Raw genomic sequence first — 16,235 nt, 5'->3', positions numbered from 1 at the left:
TGGCGGATCGCTTAGGCGGCCGGGGGCTGGAGCTCTTCGGGCAGGGCCGGGAACTTCTCGCCGACCGACTGCAGGTTCTCGCCGACGACGCGATCGAACTCCGCGGCGAGGGCCTCAGCGCTCCATCCGCCATCGTGGAAGGCGGTCACGACGGGCTCGGGGTGCGACCAGACCTGAATGCGATCGCCGCCGACGCCGATTGCCTGACCGGTCACGCCAGCTGCCGCGTCGGAAGCGAGGTGAGCGATCAGCGGTGCGACATCTCCGGCGCCGCCGAAGCCGATCTCCTTGCGGAAGAAGTCGGGCATGGGCTCGCCCTTCGCGTCGGCTTCCACGGCCGCGTGGAAGTAGGGAACGGTCGCCGTCATGGCGGTTGCAGCAACGGGGATCACAGCGTTCGCGGTGATGCCGGCCTTCTTGAGCTCAAGCGCCCACGTGCGCACCATGCCGACGATGCCCGCCTTGGCAGCCGCGTAGTTGGTCTGGCCGAAGTTGCCGCGCTGGCCCGTGGGGGAGCCGATGCAGATGATGCGCCCGCCCTCGCCGGCCTCGCGCATGTGGATCGCGGCCTCGCGCACGCAGGTGAAGGTGCCGCGCAGGTGCACGTTGGTGACGAGGTCAAAGTCGTCGTCGCTCATCTTCCAGAGCACGGTGTCGCGCAGCACGCCGGCGTTGGTGACGAGAATGTCGAGGCGGCCGAAGGTCTCGACGGCGGCGGCAACGAGCTGTTTCGCGGTCTCGCTCGGGCCGACCGGCGCGACCACTGCGGTGGCCTTGCCGCCCGCGGCCTCGATCGAGGCGACGGCCTCGGCCGCGGTGGCTGCATCGACGTCGTTAATGACGACGGCTGCGCCCTGGCGCGCGAGCTCCTGTGCGTATGCGAGTCCCAGGCCGCGGCCTGATCCGGTGACGATGGCGACTTTGCCGTTGAGTGACATGAGAGCTCCTTGAATACGTGCAGGTAGTGGCTTGGTTCACAGGGGTTGACCCGTGAACGTTCGAATCAAGTAAGCCAGATTTAATTGATAAAGTCAACTATTGAGGCTGCCACGTGTTGCTACACTTGCTGAATGGACACGACATCGATCTCAAGCGAGGCGAGCAGGTGGGAGGCGAGCACCCTCGCTTCCGAGCTCAGTTTCTTGCTTGCGAGATCGAACGCGCTGTCGCTCGCCGCAGGTAACGCCGCGCTTCGCGCGTTCGGGCTCAAGGTGCGCTCGTACCCGGTGCTCGCGCTCGTGTGCGACGACTTGCGGCCCACGCAGCGAGAGTTGGCCGATGTCTTACGACTTGACCCCAGCCAGGTGGTCTCGCTCGTCGACGAGCTCGAGGGGCGCGGCCTGATCGAGCGTCAGGTTGATGACCGTGATCGCCGCGCGAAGGTGCTCGTGCCGACGGCTGCGGGGCGCGCGCTGTATCTTGACGCGCGAGACGCCGTGCTCGCCGCCGAAGAGGGTCCGCTTCGCGACCTCGACGCGGCTGAGCGGACGTTGCTCGCCGACCTCCTGCGCCGGGTGGCGTTCGCGCCCGGCGAGTAGCGCGAACCCCTTGGGCGATGCGGTAATCGCTGCATCTAGAGGCAGGGCTACCGATCGAGTACGAACCTAGGTCGCCCGACCGACACCCCGAGGGCAATCTGCGCCACAGCGGCACCCCAGATGAGGGCGAAGGGCGCGATCCACCCGCCGCTCGCACCCAGCAGCGCACCGAACGCGAACGGCCCGACCGCGGCGATGAGGTAACCGAGTGACTGCGCCATGCCCGAGAGGGCGGTGGCGTGCTCGGCGGTGCGCGCGCGCATCGCCATGAGGGTGAGCGCCATCGTGAGTGACCCGCCGCCGGCGAGCCCGCCGATGACAAGCCACGCAATTATCGCGCTCGGCCACAGGGCGATTCCGAGCATCGCAATCAACGTCAGTCCCGGCAGCAGCCCGGGCAGCCAGCGCTTGCGCCGCGGCCCGCGGGCCACGAGTGGCAACGCGAGCGACCCCGCGATGCCGATGATCTGAAAGGTCATCAGCACGAGCCCCGCGGCGACCGGCGTGCGGCCGTTCGCAATTTCATACGGCGCGAGCCAGGCCGCGAGGCTGTAGAAGACCGCCGACTGTGAGCCCATGTAGAGCGACACCTGCCAGGCGAGTGGATCGCGCCAAATGCGCCGCCCCGCGCTGCCCGGGGGCGCGGTGATCGGCCCCGTGGTGACCGGCACGGCCACGGTGGTGCGGCGCCCCAGGCGATTTGCGATGATCCACACGGCGAGTGCGATCGGAATCGGCGCCCCCATCAGGAGCAGCGAGGCCTGCCAGCCGAGGCGATCTCCGCTGAGGGGCAGGTCGGCCAGTGGAGCCGCGAGGCCGGCGCCGATCGCGCCGGTGCCGCCGAGCAGTGCGGTGTAGGCCCCCATGAGCAGTGGCACGCGCGCGGGAAAGTCGCGCTTGATCACCGCGGGCAGCAGCGCGTTCGCGAAGCCCAGGCCTACGCCGATCAGTGCGGTGCCGAGCCAGAGGTTCGCCTCAATCCCGGGCAGCGAGCGCCAGGCAGTGCCCGCGGCGAGCGCGACGAGCGCCCATGACACCGCGCGAGTCATGCCGAGCCGGGCGCTGAGCCCGTGCGCGAGCGGCGACACGAGACCCCAGGTGATCAGGGGGAGCGAGCCGAGTAGACCGAGTGCCGCGGGTGAGACGCCCCGATCCGCAGCGATCTCGTCGAGCAGCGGGCCCACCGCGGTGATGGTCATGCGGAGGTTCGCCGCAACGAGGCACACCGCCACGAACAGGAGTATGCCGGCGTGGCGTGAAGGCGGGCGAAGATCGGGCACGATCCGCACTCTATCGAAGTTGCGACAACACAGGTATCATTGATTTCGACTGACGAAACTCATTTCGCAGAGCGAAATATTGGTGGATCGCCACCGCACGACGGAGCCGCCGTGCAAGCAACGTGATTTACCACCACCGGCCGCCGCGCGCGACCACACCGAGGGAGGAACGCATGATCGACAAGACAGTGCCGTCCATCGAGGAGGCGGTCGCGGGGATTCCCGACGGCGCCACCGTGATGATCGGCGGATTCGGGCGGGCGGGCCAGCCCGTCGAGCTCATCGACGCACTTATCGAGCAGGGCGCGGGCGACCTCACCATCGTCAACAACAACGCGGGCAACGGCGACACCGGGCTCGCCGCGCTGCTCGCGAAGCGCCGCGTGCGCAAGATCGTGTGCTCGTTCCCGCGCCAGAGCGACTCGTGGGTGTTCGACGGCCTCTACCGCGAGGGCGCGATCGAGCTCGAGCTCGTGCCACAGGGCAACCTGGCTGAGCGGATCCGCGCTGCCGGTGCCGGCATCGGCGCGTTCTACTCGCCGACCGCCGTCGGCACCGAGCTCGCCGAGGGCCGCGAGACTCGCGTCATCGACGGCCGCACCTACCTGCTTGAGTACCCGATCCGCGCCGATTTCGCGCTCATCAGCGCGCTGAAGGGCGACCGCTTCGGCAACCTCGTCTTCCGCGAAACGGCGCGCAACTTTGGCCCGATCATGGCGACCGCTGCGACCACCACGATCGTGCAGGTCGACGAGATCGTGCCGCTCGGTGCGCTCGATCCCGAGTCGGTCGTGACCCCCGGCATCTTTGTGGATCGCGTCGTCGCCGTGGGAGAGCGCCGCTGGTTGCAGGGTGGCGAGTTTGTCGGAGGAGTGGATATTGAAGGCCGGGTTTTGGCGCAGGCTGAGAAAGTACAGGAGGACGCACGATGAGCACTCGCATCAGCAGGCAGGATTTGGCGGCGCGCATCGCCGCAGACATCCCCGAGGGCTCGTACGTGAACCTCGGCATCGGCGCCCCGACCCTGGTGGCGAACTATCTTCCGGATGACCTCGAGATCATCCTGCACACCGAGAACGGCATGCTCGGCATGGGCGAGGCACCCGAGGAGGGACGGATCGATCCCGACCTCATCAACGCGGGCAAGCAGGCCGTCACCGCGCTTCCCGGTGCCGCGTACTTCCATCACGCAGACTCGTTCGCGATGATGCGCGGCGGACACCTCGATGTGTGCGTGCTCGGCGCCTTCCAGGTCGCGGCGAACGGCGACCTCGCGAACTGGTCGACGGGCGCCCCCGGGGCGATCCCGGCGATCGGCGGCGCGATGGATCTCGCGATCGGCGCGAAGTCGGTCTATGTGATGACCGACCTGCTCACCAAGCAGGGCGAGTCGAAACTCGTCGACGCATGCAGCTACCCGCTCACCGGCGTGGGCTGCGTCTCGCGCGTCTACACCGACCACGCGATCTTCGACGTCACCCCCGAGGGCTTCGCGGTCACCGAGGCGTTCGGCGACAACACCGTCGCGTCGCTCGCCGAGCTCACCGGGCTTGCCCTCATCGACGCAACCGGTGGATCCGCTGCCGCGACTGCTGCCGCCTCCACCCCAGCCAAGGAGAACTGATCATGACCAGCACCTTCATTTACGATGCCGTGCGCACCCCGTTCGGCCGTGCCGCCGGAGCACTCTCGGGCGTGCGCCCCGACGACCTGGCCGCGCACGTGATGCGCTCCATCGTCGAGCGCACGGGCATCGACCCGGCCCGCATCGAGGACGTCATCTTCGGCGACGCGAACCAGGCCGGCGAAGACAACCGCAACGTGGCCCGCTTCGGCGCGTTGCTCGCGGGCTTCCCCACCTCGGTCACGGGAGTCACCGTGAACCGCCTCTGCGCGTCCTCGGTCGAGGCCGTGATTCAGGGATCGCGCGCGATCGAGTCGGGCGACGCCGAGCTGGTGCTCACCGGTGGCGTCGAGTCAATGAGCCGCGCCCCGTTCGTGGTCGAGAAATCGGCGAAGCCGTGGCCCGCAGTCGGCAACCAGACCATGTGGAACACCTCGATCGGGTGGCGCATGGTCAACAAGGCGCTGCCGAAACACTGGACGATCTCGAACGGCGAATCGGCCGAGAAGATCGCCGGCGAGTGGGGCATCACCCGCGAAGCGCAGGACGAGTTCGCCGTGCGCTCGCACCGGCTAGCCGCCGAGGCGTGGGCCGCGGGTCTCTACGATGCCGAGATCGTGCAGGTACCGGGCCACGAGATTGCGCGCGACGAGGGGATCCGCGAGGATTCGTCGGTGGAGAAGCTTGCCAGCCTCAAGCCGTTGTTTGCCGCCGACGGCACGGTGACCGCGGGCAACGCGTCGTCGATCAACGATGGGGCATCCGCGGTGCTGCTGGGCGGCGAGGGCGCACTGGATTCCGAGCCGCTCGCGCGCATTGCGGGTCGTGCCGCGCACGGTGTGGATCCCGATCAGTTCCCCATCGCGCCCATCGAGGCGGCGAACAAGGCTCTCGCGCGTGCGGGCAAGACCTGGGCCGATGTCGACTTCGTCGAGCTCAACGAGGCCTTCGCGTCGCAGTCGCTCGCGTGCCTCGCTGGGTGGCCCGATCTGGACCCCGCGAAGCTCAACATTCACGGCGGCGCTCTCGCGATCGGGCACCCGCTGGGCGCCTCGGGCGGCCGCATCATCGGGCACGCGGCGCAGGAGCTTAAGCGCCGCGGCGGCGGTGTCGCGGTCGCCACGATCTGCATCGGCGTAGGCCAGGGTCTCGCGGTGGTGCTCGAGCGCTAGCCGGCGCGGAGCGGTAGGGCGCTAGTGATTGCTTCAGCGCCTGGGAAGCAGCCACTTGCGCCCTACTCGGACCGCTAAGCCACCGCGGCGAGACTCCACCCTGCCCTTCGTGCATCATGGGAGATGACATGACCGAGAACCGAGCAGACAGCACTCCAGACGGCACCCCCGACAGCGCCGACTTCGTGCAGTCGCTAGCGCGGGGAATCGGGGTGATCCGCGCGTTCGATGCGGATCACCCCGAACTCACCCTGAGTGATGTCGCCCGCCGTGTCGACATCTCCCCGGCGGCGGCGCGCAGGTTTCTCCGCACGCTCGAGACCCTCGGCTACGTGCGCAGCGACGGCAGGCAATTCGCGCTCACCCCCCGCGTGCTCGAACTCGGCTTCAGCTACCTTTCGGCGCTGTCGCTGCCCGAGATCATGCAGCCGCACCTCGAACGCCTCTCGCGCGCGGTCGACGAGTCGGTCTCCGCGGCGGTGCTCGCCGGTCCCGACATCGTGTACGTCGCGCGCGTTCCGACCCGCCGCATCATGTCGGTGCGGATCACGATCGGCACCCGCTTCCCCGCGTATGCGACGAGCCTCGGACGGGTGCTCCTCGCCCACCTGCCCGAGCAGGATCTCGCCCAGGTGCTCCGCGAGACCGAGTGGCGCGCCCTCACGGAGCGCACAATTACCGAGCCCGCGACGCTCGTGTCCGAGCTCGACCGCGTGCGCAAACAGGGGTACGCGATAGTCGACGGCGAGCTTGAACTGGGGCTCCGTTCGGTCGCGGCGCCCGTGCGCGGACGCGACGGTCGGGTCGCAAGCGCGATCAATGTGTCGACGAGCGCGAGTCGCGACTCTCTCGAGCGCGTGCTCGAGCATCACCTGCCGCTTCTGCTTGACACGACGAGCGCGATAGAGGCAGATCTTCGTCTGCTCTGATCACCGCAGTCTGTCACCCGCGACCCGTCAATTCCCGGAGCCGGCGGTGAAGGCTCAGCCCGGGCCAGCGACCGATTGAAGCGCTCGTCGACGAACCCGCAAACTACACTGGGCAGCGTGAGCGAAGCGCAGATGGCCATCGGGATTGACGTCGGCGGCACAGGGATCAAGGGCGCGGCGATTGACGTCGCGACTGGCGCCCGCCTGACCTCACGACACAGGGTGCCGACGCCCGAGGGCGGGTTGCCGGCAGACATCGCCCGCGAGGTTGGTCTGATGGCGAACGCGATCCGCACTGAGTTGGCCGGAGAGGATCTCGACGAGCGACTCGCCGCACTGCCGGTCGGAGTTACCTTGCCGGGGGTCGTGCAGCACGGCATCATGCGTACGGCGGCGAACATTGACCGAAGCTGGATCGGCACCGACGCAGCAGCCCTCTTCGCTGGCGCCATCGGCTCGCCGTGCGTGGTCGTCAACGATGCCGATGCGGCAGGTCTCGCCGAGGCGGCCTTCGGCGAGGTGCGAGATCTGCACGGCACCACCCTCGTGCTCACGTTCGGCACCGGCATCGGCAGCGCGCTGATCCACAATGGTGTGCTCGTACCGAACTTCGAGCTCGGGCATCTCGAGGTCGACGGGCATCCCGACATCGAGCGCTTTGCCTCGGCGAAGGTGATCGAGCGCGAGGGCATCACGCTGGCGGAATGGGCCAGCCGCGTCGCACGCTACCTGATCCACTTGGAGCTGCTGTTCACCCCCGACCGCTTCGTCGTCGGCGGCAGCATAAGCAAGGCATCGGCCCAGTACCTGCCGTTTCCCGGGGTCAACGCCCCGGTGGTGCCGGCCCGCTTCCGCAACAACGCCGGCATCGTGGGCGCGGCCTGGCTCGCAGCCACCCGCTGACCCGTTCTGCTGTCCGGCTGCGCGGCCAACCGTCAACATCTGCTGACGAGAAATCGTGGGGGACAACCGAAAGTGACCGCTCAGACGCGGGCGCGGGTGGCCCGGGCACGCCACGTGCAGTGGATCGCGCGGCACCCCTGGCGCGATCCATCATCGCGAGGTAAACTTGAGTCAACATCACTCAAGTTTGCAACGCGAGAGAGGACACCATGCAGGCAAACTGGCAGCCCGCCGCTGAAGAAGGCGAGCAGAGCGCACTCGAGCAGTTCGGGATCAACCTCACTGAGGTGGCGCGTTCGGGCAAACTCGACCCGGTCATTGGCCGCGACGCCGAGATTCGTCGCGTGAGCCAGGTGCTCACCCGGCGCACGAAGAACAACCCGGTGCTGATCGGCGAGCCCGGCGTGGGCAAGACTGCCGTTGTCGAAGGGCTTGCCCAGCGCATCGTCGCGGGCGACGTCGCCGAGTCGCTCAAAGACAAAGAACTCATCTCGCTCGACATCTCGGCACTGATTGCCGGCGCGAAATATCGCGGCGAGTTCGAGGAGCGCATGAAGGCGGTGCTGAAGGAAATTAAAGAATCCGACGGCAAGTTCATCACCTTCATCGACGAGTTGCATACGCTCATGGGTGCGGGTGGCGGCGAGTCGTCGGTGGCGGCCTCGCAAATGCTGAAGCCGATGCTCGCCCGTGGCGAGTTGCGCCTCATCGGTGCGACCACGCTCGACGAGTATCGCGAGTACATCGAGAAGGATGCCGCGCTCGAGCGTCGCTTCCAGCAGGTGTACGTCGGCGAACCCTCGGTCACCGACACGGTCGCGATCCTGCGCGGGTTGAAGGAGCGCTACGAGGCGCACCACAAGGTGACGATCGCCGACTCCGCGCTGATTGCCGCGGCGAGCCTCTCGAACCGCTACATCACCGCGCGCCAGCTACCCGACAAGGCCATCGACCTTATCGACGAGGCAGCGAGCCGCCTGCGTATGGAGATCGACTCCGCGCCGCTCGAAATTGACGAGCTGCGTCGCGCGGTCGATCGTCTGAAGCTCGAGGAGCTCGCCCTCAAAAAGGAGAAGGACGACGCTTCGAAGGAACGCCTGGCGAAGCTGCGCGAGCAGCTCGCCGAGAAGCAGGTCGAACTTGACGGGCTTGAGAAGCGCTGGGAGTCAGAGCGCGCCGGCCTGAACCGCGTCGGCGAGTTGCGTGAACAGCTCGATCTCCTGCGCATCCGGGCGGATCGCGCCCAGCGCGAGGGCAATCTCGAGCAGGCGTCCAAGCTGCTGTATGGCGAGATTCCCGTGATCGAAAAGCAACTCGCGGAGGCCGAGCGCGCCGAACGAGAGAACGACGGTGCCGAGCGCATGGTTGGAGACCAGGTCACCGACGAAGACATCGCGAGCGTCGTGGCCGCGTGGACGGGGATCCCCGTCGGCAAGCTGCTGCAGGGCGAGACCGAGAAACTCCTCGCGCTCGAGGCCGAACTGGGTAAACGCCTCGTCGGCCAGACCGAGGCCGTGCAGGCCGTCTCTGATGCGGTGCGCCGCTCGCGTGCTGGCATCGCGGATCCGAACCGCCCGGTTGGCTCGTTCCTGTTCCTCGGGCCCACAGGCGTCGGCAAGACCGAGCTCGCCAAGGCCCTCGCCGAATTCCTCTTCGACGACGAGCACGCCATGGTGCGCATCGACATGTCGGAGTACGGCGAGAAGCACTCGGTGTCTCGCCTCGTCGGGGCTCCTCCCGGCTACGTCGGCTACGAGCAGGGCGGTCAGCTCACCGAGGCCGTCCGCCGCCGCCCCTACTCGGTCGTGCTGCTCGACGAGGTCGAGAAGGCGCACCCCGAGGTGTTCGACGTGCTGCTGCAGGTGCTCGACGACGGGCGCCTCACCGACGGGCAGGGCCGCACGGTCGACTTCCGCAATGTGATCCTGATCCTCACCTCGAATCTGGGTAGCCAGTACCTGATCGACGCGGAAATGCCGTGGAACGAGAAGGAGAGCGCGGTGCGCGAGACGGTGCGCCGGGCCTTCAAACCCGAGTTCATCAATCGCCTCGACGAGATGGTGATCTTCCGGCCGCTGTCCGAGGCCGACCTCGCGTTGATCGTTGAGCTGTCGGTCGACCGGTTGCAGCTTCGATTGGCGGATCGCCGGCTCACCCTCGGGGTCACCCCCGCGGCGCGGGCTTGGCTCGCTCGCCTCGGCTACGACCCGATGTACGGCGCGCGTCCGCTGCGTCGCCTCATGCAGCGCGAGATCGACGACCGCCTCGCGCGGGCCGTGCTCTCGGGCGAGGCGCGCGACGGGCAGACGGTGCGCGTCGACGTGGCACCAGACGGCGACTCGCTGATGCTCGAGGTCGATACCGCGGCCCCGGCTGCCGGCGCGGGCGGGTTTGGTGTCGGCGGGTTCGGCGACGCTGGCGGTGCGGGTGCCCCCGGCACCTCAGGCGACGACGACGTGATCGAGGCCGAGCTTCTCGACGACTAGGCTGGGCGCGAGGCTCACCTCACTCCGGGTGCCCCGCCGATCTCACCTGGTTCGCCAACCGGTTTGAACACCGAAAGCACATCATGACCTCAACGCAGTTTCCCGCCCCGATCGAGCAGGAGCAGAGCCTGACCGACCGATTCCTCTCAGCCTTTCGCAATCATCCCGGAGGGGTCGCCGTCGTGACGGCCGACGCTGGGAAGGGCCCGGTTGCGCTGACGGCAACGTCGGTCTCCTCGTTCTCAGTGGATCCGCCAATGATCATGTTCTCGGCCTCGGTGCGCTCATCAAGCACTCCGACCATCAGCAAGGCCGAGACGCTTGTGGTGCACCTGCTCGATGAGGAGGATCTCCCGCTCGCCCAGCTGTGCGCGACGAGCGGTGTGGACCGCTTTGCCGACACCGCCAGCTGGGATCGCTTACCCGGTGGGGAGGTTCGCTTTCACCGCGCGGCATCCTGGTTGCGCAGCCGCGTGTTGCAGACCGTCGAAGTGCACGGCTCGCTCGTGGTGCTCGCCGAGGTGATCGAAGCTGGCGGTCGCAACACTGACAGCGCACACGTACCTGGAGCCCCCCTGGTCTACCACGCGCGCTCGTGGCACACGCTCGGAGAATCGAGCAAGATCAACTAGTCACTCAGGTCTCGACTCCTCGCGGAGTCACCGAAGCGGCGCAATGACACCTCAGGCCCACTGACCCTGGTGGAATTGCGCCGTTTCGCTGTTTCGGCGTGGATGAGCGGGGGATGAGAACACGTAGAATCCATGTATTGAGTTATCGCAGACATTACGAAATGTTTCGTATGAGCGCTGCTTTCTGCTCGCCGCGGCATACGGTTGAAGCGTCAACATGCCTGTCTATAGCTGGAGTTCCCAGATGACCACGTCATTTCCACGTCCATTTCGCTTGCCGGTCTTTGCGCTCGCTGCCGCTGCCGCCTTGGCTCTCACAGCCTGCGCCGCCCCGATCAGCGAAACCGCGGAAGAAGAGACGACGAAGCTCGCCGTCACAGAGATCACCATCGACACCACGTCGTTGTCGGGGGCGAATGAGATTGCGAAGGTCGGTGGATTCTTCGAGGAGCAGTTCGAACCGCTCGGCATCACCGTCAATTACTCGCAGCTGGGAACGTCGTCCCAGATGCTCGAGGGAATCGCTTCAGGAGATCTTGACTTCACCGACATCGGGTACTCCGCGCTGCCCACGGGCGGTGCTGCCGGAGTGGACTTCACCATCATCGGTCAGGCCTCGGAAGGGGGTGGCGATGTCATTCTTGCGCCGAGCGGAGGAGCCACAAGTATTTCGGATCTTGTCGGTAAGACGGTCGCATCCTCGAAGAGCAGCAGTGGCTGGGCGCTCCTGGTTCGTGCGCTGGATGCCGAAGGGTTGAGCACTGATGACATCGAGCTCATCGATCTGAAGCCGGATGAAGCCCAGAACGCATTTCTCACCAATCAGATCGATGCATGGGCCACCTGGGCCGGGAACACGACCGATGCAATTACCGATGCGAATAGCGAGATCATCGCAAGCGGCGAGGATCTCGGCTTGATCCCCGGTGCGATCGTGGCGCGGGGCGAGCTTACCGCGGGAGCCCCCGAGGTGGTGACGGCATTTCTGACGGCACGCGCACAGGCACTTGCGTGGCTCGCCGATGACGAAGGCGCTGTGGTCGCGGCCATCGCGGCGGACCGTCAGGCGGATCCGGCAATCGTGGAGAAGTTTCTCGGCCTGAGCGTGGCGGTGAGCCATCCGATCGATGATGCGGTGCTTGCCAATTATCAGGCGACGGCTGACCTCTTCTTCGAACTCGGCGAGGTGGGTGCAGCTGTCGACATCGCCGCGCTGGTTGACAGCAGCTTCTTCGACGGTGTCGAGGTTGTCGACTCGACAACAGCTCAGTAGGTGTCTCCGCGCATGACGAGGCCCCAGCACATCAAGTTCGGTCTGCTCCTAGAGCCAACCGGCAACGCATTCAACGGCTGGCTGGATCCAGCGACACCCCGAGATGGCGCGATCGATCTGGCGCTGATCCGCGAACTCGTCGAACTCGCCGAGGAAGCACTGTTTGGCTTCGCCTTTGTCGCCGACAGCGTCTCAATCGAGCCCGGGGCTAAGCCCTACTATCTCAACCGCTTCGAACCGCTCACGCTACTCGGGGCGGTCTCCACCTGGACGAAGCGGATGGGATTGGTCGCGACCATGTCCGCGGGGTTCACCGAACCGTTCAATGTCGCCCGGCAAATCGCCTCACTCGATCTGCTGAGCGGCGGCCGCGCCGGGATCAACGTCGTAACCTCCGCCTGGGGGAGCACGGCGTCAAACTTCGGCGACGCGGAGCTTCTGTCGCACGACGAGCGATACCTGCGCGCCGAGGAGTATGTGGCGGTGCTGCGTGGGCTTTGGGACACCTACGAAGACGATGCCTTTGTGCAGGACAGGGTCTCGCGAACCTATCTCGATCGGTCGAAGCAGCATCTCCTCAACCATACGGGCGCGCACTTCTCAGTGCGGGGGCCGCTGAACATACAGCGGTCTCCGCAGGGTCAGCCGGTGGTTTTCCAGGCCGGTTCGTCGCCCACCGGCCGCGACTTCGCTGCACGGCACGCGGAGGCGATCTTCGCCAAGGAACCCACTTTTGATGGAGCCAAGGAATACACCGGTGACCTGAAGCGTCGCATCGCGGAGGCCGGACGGGATCCCGATCATGTGCAGGTCTTCATGGGAGCGCATGTGATCGTTGCGCCGACGCGGGCAGAGGCGGAGGACAAGTTCGCGCAAATTGCCTCATACACCGATGACGCAGAGGCACTGAAGTGGCTCAGTTTCTTCTATAACTATCATGATTTCTCCGGTGAAGACCTTGACGGCCCGTTCCCCGATCTCACCGCAGTGGGTGACAACCACATGCAAGGCATCACGCGAGCCTGGGAGGATCGGGCGCGACGGGAGAACCTGACGCTGCGGGAGGTCGCGCGCCTCGCCGCCACACCCCGCGAGGACTTCTTTGGTACCCCCGAGGATGTTGCAGATGCACTCGAACACTGGTTCACCCACGGGGCTGCCGACGGCTTCCTGATCAATAACTGGGTGCAACCCTCCGGGCTGCGTGATTTCACCCGCCTGGTCATTCCTGAGCTGCGACGACGGGGTCTGTACCCGGACGAGTATCGCGGCGCGACGCTTCGGGAACACCTGGGCCTGCCGTACGTTCCCAATCGCTATGCGCATGCGGCGCGATCACGATGACCATGCTGCACGTCTCGGAGCCGGCTCACGACGACCTCCACACCCAACTGGTGCTTCGCGGCCTGGGCAAGGTGTACGAGGGGGAGGCTGGCCCGGTTGAGGCCTTGCACGACATCTCCCTCGACCTTCGGGCTGGTGAGTTTGTGACGGTGCTCGGGCCAAGTGGATGCGGCAAGAGCACGCTGCTGAAGATCATTGCGGGGCTGGAAGCGGCGACCGCGGGAGAACTCCTGCTCGATGGACACCCCATTTCGGCGCCCGGACCGGATCGGGGAGTGGTGTTTCAGGAGCACCGACTCTTCCCCTGGCTCACGGTCGAGCGAAACATCGCCGCGAACCTGTCGCTTCGCGATCGAGAGGTTCGCGCGAAAGTGGATCGATTGCTCGCGCTTACGGGGCTCACCGACTTTGCGACGTCATATCCGAAAGTGCTCTCGGGAGGCATGCTGCAACGCGTCGCGATCGCGCGGGCGCTGCTGCGCGATCCGGCGGTCATGCTGCTCGATGAGCCCTTCGGCGCGTTGGATTCCTTCACCCGTTCGCAGATGCAGGATGTACTGACCGATGTCTGGACGAAGAACCGCACCACAATGCTCTTCGTGACCCACGACATCGAAGAGGCCATCACTCTGGGCGATCGAATCGTCGTGATGAGTCCCCGGCCCGGTCGGATCGACCGGGTTATCGAACTCGGGCTCGAGCACCCGAGGGATCGGCGATCGGCCGAGTTTCAGCGCGTGCGCACCGAGCTCATTGAACGATTCGAGGAGATTGGCCAGGGTGATGGCGAGGCGTAATGCGCGGCGTCGCGGGTACTGGCTACTGGGACTCTTCCTGCCCGTAAGCATTCTGCTCGTGTGGCAGATCCTTGCCGCGACCGGCACAATCAATACCCAGCTCTTCCCCGCACCGAGCGAAGTGATCGAGGATTTCCTGACGCTCTCCATGAACGGCGTGTTGCTCGAGAACTTCATCATCAGTCTGCAGCGCGCGACACTCGGCCTGCTCTGGGGCGCAGGGCTCGGCCTGACCGTCGGCCTGATCGTGGGGTTCTCGAAACTGAGCGAGGGAATCCTTGACCCAACGTTGCAGATGCTGAGAACGGTGCCGTTGATCGCGGTGATTCCGCTGTTCATCCTCTGGTTTGGGTTCGGTGAGCCTTCGAAGGTGATCCTGATCGCCGTGGGCTCGTTCTTCCCGATCTACGTCAATACCTTTCTGGGGGTGCGGGGGGTGGATCGCAAGCTCTTTGACGTGGCGGCCACACTCGGCTTCAGCACCTGGCAGACGCTGTGGACGCTCGTCATCCCTGGCGCGCTCCCGTCGATCTTGCTCGGACTCCGGCTCTCCATGGGCATGGCCTGGCTCTGCCTGGTGGTTGCTGAACTCATGGGGGCGACGAGCGGTATCGGCTATCTCATCCAAGATGCGCGCTCGCTCCTCAACACCTCCACCGTGCTCGTCGGAGTGATCATCTTTGCGGCCGTGGGTAAGCTCTCGGATTCCTTCGTGCGTCTCCTCGAGCGCCGGCTGCTGAGCTGGCGAGAAACCTACGCCGGATGACTCCCTCCCCCCTTGCTGATCCCCGCCAGCCACCCCACCGAGGGGTCGCAATTCCACCAGGTTCTCGGATTCCTGGTGGAATTGCGACCCCTCGGCGATGAGGGCGAGGCGAAGGGCGGTGGCGGCTAGGGTGGAACTCTGACGAGGCCGGAGGAGGCGCCACCAAGATGACCGATTCCGCGCGGCAGGTGATGCGGCGGTTCGCGCCCATGATCTACGGGCCCACCATCCTCTTCGCCCTCGGCGAGGGCGCCGTGATCCCGTTGATTCCGATCATCGCGGCGAAACTGGGAGCCGACCTGGCGCTCTCGGGACTCGTCGCCTCGGCGCTCGTGATCGGCCAACTTGTCGGCAACCTCCCCGCCGGTTACCTGGTCGCCCGGATCGGCGAGCGTCTCACCATGGTCGGGGCGGGTACCCTGGCGCTCCTCGGCGTGGCGGGGCTCGCCTTTGCCCCGAGCGTGGGTGTGCTCGCCGCGTCGGTCTTCCTCATCGGCATGTGCGCGGCCGCGTTCGGCCTCGCCCGGCACGCCTTCATGACCACCCGAGTGCCGCAGCACTACCGCGCCCGCGCGCTCTCGCTGCTCGGTGGATCCTTCCGCCTGGGCATGTTCGTCGGCCCATTCCTCGGCGCACTGCTCCTCGGTCTCACCGGCACGGAGGCCTCCGCATCGTGGCTCTTCGCGGCCTGCCTGGTCGCCTCGGTGCTGCTCGTGGGCCTCGGCCCCGACCCCGAGACCAAGCTGCAGGAGCAGGCAGTGCCCAGGGGCGGCAGCCCGCGCGGCGAGCCGCGATCCACCAGTGAAACGGCCGACACCGGCGAGGCTGTGACCAGCGGCATCACCCTGCCCGCGGCTGGCCGGCCCGGCGTGTTTCGCACCATGGCGCAACACCGCGGAGTGCTCTCGCGCCTCGGCCTCGCCGCCGCCTCGCTCTCGGCGGTGCGGTCGGCGCGGCAGGTGGTGCTGCCGCTGTGGGGCGTGTCGCTCGCGCTTGACGCGCAGACCATCTCGCTCGTCGTGGGCATCGCGGGCGCCATCGACTTCGCGCTGTTCTACGCGAGCGGGCAGGTGATGGATCGCTTCGGCAGGCTGTGGGCGGCGTTGCCCGCAATGCTGCTCATGGGTACCGGCTTCATCGTGCTCGCGTTCACGCACGACGTGCCGCAGGCGACGATGTGGTTTGCGATGTTCGCCGCGGTGATCGGGGTCGGCAACGGGCTTTCGAGCGGCATTCTCCTCACCCTCGGCGCAGACGTGGCGCCGAAGGGCGACCCGGCCCCGTTCCTCGGCTCGTGGCGCACGCTTACCGACGCGGGCGGGGCGACGGCTCCGGTGCTCTTCTCGGGCATCGCCGCGATCTCGACGCTCGGGGTCGCGACCGCAGCCATGGGCGTGATTGGTCTCGTGGGCGCGCTCGGCTTCCTACGCTGGGTGCCGCGCTACATCAAGCGGCCGCCCGCGAAGTAGCCGGGATTTCGAGCGACAGGGG

Annotated in this window: 15 protein-coding genes; 13 read left to right on the top strand and 2 right to left on the bottom strand. The window is 66.5% G+C overall.

Translation table 11 applies throughout. The annotated features are described in order from the left end of the window. Nucleotides 1-11: 11 nt before the first annotated feature. A complete protein-coding gene (locus ACTNFK_RS11320) occupies nucleotides 12-938 on the bottom strand; it encodes an SDR family oxidoreductase (RefSeq protein WP_435937556.1) in 927 nt (308 codons plus the stop codon). A gap of 132 nt (nucleotides 939-1,070) precedes the next feature. Here ACTNFK_RS11320 and ACTNFK_RS11315 point away from each other — a divergent pair, with 132 nt between their 5' ends. After that, nucleotides 1,071-1,538: a MarR family winged helix-turn-helix transcriptional regulator gene (locus tag ACTNFK_RS11315; RefSeq protein WP_435937555.1), complete on the top strand. Its 468-nt coding sequence runs from the start codon at nucleotides 1,071-1,073 to the stop codon at nucleotides 1,536-1,538. A gap of 47 nt (nucleotides 1,539-1,585) precedes the next feature. Here the strand turns inward: ACTNFK_RS11315 and ACTNFK_RS11310 are convergent, their stop codons facing one another. After that, entirely contained in the window at nucleotides 1,586-2,818 is a 1,233-nt protein-coding gene (locus tag ACTNFK_RS11310; protein ID WP_435937554.1) for an MFS transporter, read from the bottom strand. Between the two features lie 173 nt (nucleotides 2,819-2,991). Between ACTNFK_RS11310 and ACTNFK_RS11305 the strand changes: the two genes are divergently transcribed. The 12 genes from ACTNFK_RS11305 to ACTNFK_RS11250 all read left to right on the top strand — a co-directional run bounded on the left by ACTNFK_RS11305 (nucleotide 2,992) and on the right by ACTNFK_RS11250 (nucleotide 16,213). After that, nucleotides 2,992-3,750 (top strand): 3-oxoacid CoA-transferase subunit A, encoded by a 759-nt coding sequence (locus ACTNFK_RS11305; RefSeq protein WP_435937553.1) that lies wholly within the window; start codon nucleotides 2,992-2,994, stop codon nucleotides 3,748-3,750. Then, the gene (locus ACTNFK_RS11300) at nucleotides 3,747-4,442 is read left to right on the top strand and encodes a 3-oxoacid CoA-transferase subunit B (protein ID WP_435937552.1); all 696 of its coding nucleotides are present in this window, start codon (nucleotides 3,747-3,749) and stop codon (nucleotides 4,440-4,442) included. The genes ACTNFK_RS11305 and ACTNFK_RS11300 overlap by 4 nt, the downstream gene beginning before the upstream one ends. A gap of 2 nt (nucleotides 4,443-4,444) precedes the next feature. Next, on the top strand, nucleotides 4,445-5,614 hold the full coding sequence (locus tag ACTNFK_RS11295; protein WP_435937551.1) for a thiolase family protein: 1,170 nt from the start codon (nucleotides 4,445-4,447) through the stop codon (nucleotides 5,612-5,614). A 128-nt stretch (nucleotides 5,615-5,742) separates the two neighbouring features. Then, a complete protein-coding gene (locus ACTNFK_RS11290) occupies nucleotides 5,743-6,543 on the top strand; it encodes an IclR family transcriptional regulator domain-containing protein (RefSeq protein WP_435937550.1) in 801 nt (266 codons plus the stop codon). 117 nt (nucleotides 6,544-6,660) lie between these two features. Continuing rightward, nucleotides 6,661-7,446 (top strand): polyphosphate--glucose phosphotransferase, encoded by a 786-nt coding sequence (ppgK, locus tag ACTNFK_RS11285; RefSeq protein WP_435937549.1) that lies wholly within the window; start codon nucleotides 6,661-6,663, stop codon nucleotides 7,444-7,446. A 209-nt stretch (nucleotides 7,447-7,655) separates the two neighbouring features. Further along, on the top strand, nucleotides 7,656-9,932 hold the full coding sequence (locus ACTNFK_RS11280) for an ATP-dependent Clp protease ATP-binding subunit (protein ID WP_435937548.1): 2,277 nt from the start codon (nucleotides 7,656-7,658) through the stop codon (nucleotides 9,930-9,932). A gap of 83 nt (nucleotides 9,933-10,015) precedes the next feature. Next, entirely contained in the window at nucleotides 10,016-10,564 is a 549-nt protein-coding gene (locus tag ACTNFK_RS11275) for a flavin reductase family protein (RefSeq protein WP_435937547.1), read from the top strand. A gap of 244 nt (nucleotides 10,565-10,808) precedes the next feature. After that, nucleotides 10,809-11,837, top strand: coding sequence for an ABC transporter substrate-binding protein (locus ACTNFK_RS11270; RefSeq protein ID WP_435937546.1), 1,029 nt, complete (start codon nucleotides 10,809-10,811; stop codon nucleotides 11,835-11,837). Nucleotides 11,838-11,849: 12 nt separating this feature from the next. Continuing rightward, a complete protein-coding gene (locus tag ACTNFK_RS11265; protein ID WP_435937545.1) occupies nucleotides 11,850-13,181 on the top strand; it encodes an NtaA/DmoA family FMN-dependent monooxygenase in 1,332 nt (443 codons plus the stop codon). Next, nucleotides 13,178-13,978 (top strand): ABC transporter ATP-binding protein, encoded by an 801-nt coding sequence (locus ACTNFK_RS11260; RefSeq protein ID WP_433646281.1) that lies wholly within the window; start codon nucleotides 13,178-13,180, stop codon nucleotides 13,976-13,978. The genes ACTNFK_RS11265 and ACTNFK_RS11260 overlap by 4 nt, the downstream gene beginning before the upstream one ends. Then, nucleotides 13,965-14,744, top strand: a complete 780-nt coding sequence (locus ACTNFK_RS11255; RefSeq protein ID WP_435937544.1) for an ABC transporter permease — start codon at nucleotides 13,965-13,967, stop codon at nucleotides 14,742-14,744. Before ACTNFK_RS11260 ends, ACTNFK_RS11255 begins: the two co-directional genes overlap by 14 nt. A gap of 167 nt (nucleotides 14,745-14,911) precedes the next feature. Beyond that, the gene (locus ACTNFK_RS11250) at nucleotides 14,912-16,213 is read left to right on the top strand and encodes an MFS transporter (protein ID WP_435937543.1); all 1,302 of its coding nucleotides are present in this window, start codon (nucleotides 14,912-14,914) and stop codon (nucleotides 16,211-16,213) included. Nucleotides 16,214-16,235: the final 22 nt, after the last annotated feature.

Source organism: Leucobacter fengyongliangi (genome assembly GCF_052386045.1).
This window is presented reverse-complemented; position numbering and strand designations above follow the sequence as displayed.

Coding starts and splice junctions, on each gene's coding strand:
- ACTNFK_RS11260 (WP_433646281.1), top strand. CDS start 13,178: ATGACCATGCTGCACGTCTCGGAGCCGGCTCACGACGACCTCCACACC.
- ACTNFK_RS11280 (WP_435937548.1), top strand. CDS start 7,656: ATGCAGGCAAACTGGCAGCCCGCCGCTGAAGAAGGCGAGCAGAGCGCA.
- ACTNFK_RS11305 (WP_435937553.1), top strand. CDS start 2,992: ATGATCGACAAGACAGTGCCGTCCATCGAGGAGGCGGTCGCGGGGATT.
- ACTNFK_RS11275 (WP_435937547.1), top strand. CDS start 10,016: ATGACCTCAACGCAGTTTCCCGCCCCGATCGAGCAGGAGCAGAGCCTG.
- ACTNFK_RS11290 (WP_435937550.1), top strand. CDS start 5,743: ATGACCGAGAACCGAGCAGACAGCACTCCAGACGGCACCCCCGACAGC.
- ACTNFK_RS11255 (WP_435937544.1), top strand. CDS start 13,965: ATGGCGAGGCGTAATGCGCGGCGTCGCGGGTACTGGCTACTGGGACTC.
- ACTNFK_RS11320 (WP_435937556.1), bottom strand. CDS start 938: ATGTCACTCAACGGCAAAGTCGCCATCGTCACCGGATCAGGCCGCGGC.
- ACTNFK_RS11270 (WP_435937546.1), top strand. CDS start 10,809: ATGACCACGTCATTTCCACGTCCATTTCGCTTGCCGGTCTTTGCGCTC.
- ACTNFK_RS11295 (WP_435937551.1), top strand. CDS start 4,445: ATGACCAGCACCTTCATTTACGATGCCGTGCGCACCCCGTTCGGCCGT.
- ACTNFK_RS11265 (WP_435937545.1), top strand. CDS start 11,850: ATGACGAGGCCCCAGCACATCAAGTTCGGTCTGCTCCTAGAGCCAACC.
- ACTNFK_RS11300 (WP_435937552.1), top strand. CDS start 3,747: ATGAGCACTCGCATCAGCAGGCAGGATTTGGCGGCGCGCATCGCCGCA.
- ACTNFK_RS11250 (WP_435937543.1), top strand. CDS start 14,912: ATGACCGATTCCGCGCGGCAGGTGATGCGGCGGTTCGCGCCCATGATC.
- ACTNFK_RS11315 (WP_435937555.1), top strand. CDS start 1,071: ATGGACACGACATCGATCTCAAGCGAGGCGAGCAGGTGGGAGGCGAGC.